The sequence below is a fragment of the Roseiarcus sp. genome (assembly GCF_052145395.1).
In the GTDB taxonomy this organism is placed as follows: Bacteria; Pseudomonadota; Alphaproteobacteria; order Rhizobiales; family Beijerinckiaceae; genus Roseiarcus.
On record NZ_JBKQOT010000523.1, the window covers coordinates 1 to 2,813 of the forward strand.

The window sequence follows — 2,813 nt, forward strand, 5'->3', positions numbered from 1 at the left end:
TCTGTCTTTCCGAGGACGCTTGGCGGCAGGTGCGCGACAGGCTGCCGGAAAGCTTCGTCGACCTCGGCGAACAGGAACTCAAGAACATCGTCCGGCCGATGCGGGTTTATGCGCTCGCTCGCGGCGGGAGCGAATCGCCGGCGCAGCCCGCGGTCGCCGACCAGCCGGCGGGGCTGATCAGGACAGCGCGGGCAATACCGGCTGCGGCGATCGGCGTGATCGAGAGCGTCGCCCGTCTCAAAGACGCCTGCGCCAGTCCGCCCGATGCGTCCCACGATCCGACGAAACGGCTTTCCCGCGCTCGCCAGCATCCTGGCCTTGCGAAGGCGGTCGGAATTCTCGAAACGGTTGAGCGCATCGTCGATGTGGTGACCGATCGGACGGCCGGCCGGGATGCGGACGCGCCCGAACCCCCAGCGCCCGCGGCGAGAGAGGCAAGCGCCGGTCGAGAAAACGCGCCTCGCCGACGCAACCGCCAGTCTCGCGGTCCCTCTGAGGACGCAGACGGATCGTGAGCCGCAGGGGCCGCGCCGCCCCCGTTCGGCGCCCGCAGAGGGCGCTCGCTGACCCGTTTCCGCACGCCGCGCGCGGCCATGCCGTTTTGATTTGCATCAGAACAGCGGACGCGGCCTGGGAGTAACGTTGACTTTGGTTCAGGTCCCCCGTGGGGCAGCCCTGTGAGCGAGGGTCGGAAAGTCGCGGCTATCCTGGTCGCCGACATCGTCGGCTATAGCCGGCTGACGGGCGCGGATGAGGAGCGGACGCTCGCGCGCTTGAGAACGTTGCGCAGCGACCTCATCGACCCGACCATCGCGGTCCACAACGGCCGGCTCGTCAAGCGCACCGGCGACGGCGCGGTGGTCGAATTCCGCAGCGTGGTCGAAGCGGTGCGATCCGCCATCGAAGTCCAGAGCGGCCTCGCCGAACGCAACGCCGGACTTCCGGCCGACCAGCGCATCGAGGTCCGTGTCGGCATCCACTTGGGCGACGTCGTCGAGGAGGCTGACGGCGACCTGATGGGCGACGGAGTCAACGTCGCGGCGCGGCTCGAAGGGATATGCGAGCCCGGCGGAGTTTGCCTTTCATCCGCGGCCTACGAACAGGTACGGGATAAGCTGCATGAGCCGTTCGTCGACCTCGGCGAGCAGACGCTCAAGAACATCGCCCGGCCGGCGCGGGTCTACGCCCTCAGGCCCCGCGCGGGCGCGAGCGCGCCGCCGGCCCCAGCGATAAAGCCGCGCGCAAAGGCCCTGCTTTGGCCAGTGATCGCGGCGGCGTTCATCGTCGTTCTCGTCGCAGTCGGGTGGTTCGGCCGGCACGCCCTCGCGCCCGCGCCGCCGCCCGCGCCCGCCGCTGTCGCCGCGGCGGCGGACGATAAGCTCGCCCACGCGCCGCGCCTCTCCATCGTCGTGCTGCCCTTCGCCAATCTCAGCGGCGATCCCGAGCAGGACTATTTCGCCGACGGCCTCACCGAGGATCTGACCACCGACCTCACGCATCTCCCTGACAGCTTCGTCATCGGCCGTAGCACCGCCGCGGAGTACAAGGGCAAGCCCGTCGATCTGAAGCAACTCGGCCACGACCTCGGCGTGCGCTATGCGCTCGAAGGCAGCGTGCGGAGGGTCGGCGAGACCATTACGGTCAACGCCCAGCTCATCGCGACCGAGACCGGCGCGCATCTGTGGGCCGAAAGGTTCGACGGAGAGCGCGGCAAGCTCGGCGCGTTGCAAGTTGAAGCGGTGGCGCGTATCGCCAATGCGCTCGGCGCTCAGCTTGTCAACGCCGAAGCGTTGCGCGCGCTTCGCGAGCGGCCTGCCAACCCCGACGCGACCGATCTGGCGATGCGCGGGACAGCGACCATGAACCAAAGCTTGGCGCTGGCGAGCCTCGACAAGGCGATCGAGTATTTCGATCAGGCTCTGCGTCTGGATCCTGACGAGCCGCGGGCTTTGCTGGGCAAAGCGAACGCCCAAATGCTCAAGGTCAGCATGTTCTTGTCCGGCGACTGGTGGGAAGTGTATCCCAACGCCGAGCGCGCGGCGGATCGGGTCCTTGCGTCCCAGCCCAATAGCGACTGGGCGCACTTGATCAAGGCCGTAGTCGCGGAATCGCGGGCGCAATTGGGCGCAGCGCTGGCCGAAGTCGACGCAGCGATCCAGGCCGACCGGAATTTCGCGCCCGCCTATGCCGAAAAGAGCTCAATCCTGACGTTATCGGGGCATGCCGCGGAAGCGTTCGCGCCGCTTGAGCAGGCGCTGCGCCTCGACCCGCTCAATCCCGCTCGACATATCTGGGAGTGGTACGGCTGCCGCGCGCACAACCTCTTGGCGCAATGGGACCAGGCGGTCGACTGGTGCGAGAAATCGATCGCCTCGGGGCCATCGATAGCTGTGGCCTACGAACACCTCGCGTCCGCTTACGCGTGGCTCGGGCGCGCCGCCGAAGCAAGCGATGCGCTGGTCCGATTGCAAGCACTCAGACCCGACTTTACGGTACAGCATTTTCTGTCGGGCGTCATCGTTTCCTCGGACCCGATCTATCGAGCCGGGATCGAACGCATCGCGGAGGGACTGAGAAAAGCCGGGCTGCCCGAGAATACGCCGCCGGCGGCGGCGGCCGACAAGGGCTCGAAATGGTGTTCGGGAGTCAAGATCGCCGCCAACTTCAGCGGCTGGGCTCCGGGCACCCCCGATCAGTTCACGGCGATCGCGGTTAACGGCGTCCGTCAAGCCGAACTCGATCTGGGACCGACGGTGACCTACGCCTACGGCCATAACGACCCCAAGAGGATCACGGATCTCTTGCAGCAGGCG

1 protein-coding gene and 1 pseudogene are annotated in these 2,813 nt (G+C 67.4%); both read left to right on the plus strand.

The window, feature by feature from the left end:
- Nucleotides 1-515, plus strand: a pseudogene (locus tag ACLP25_RS18025) (hypothetical protein); the annotation flags it as partial.
- A 162-nt stretch (nucleotides 516-677) separates the two neighbouring features.
- A partial coding sequence (locus ACLP25_RS18030; RefSeq protein ID WP_442470550.1) for an adenylate/guanylate cyclase domain-containing protein occupies nucleotides 678-2,813 on the plus strand: 2,136 nt, incomplete at its 3' end.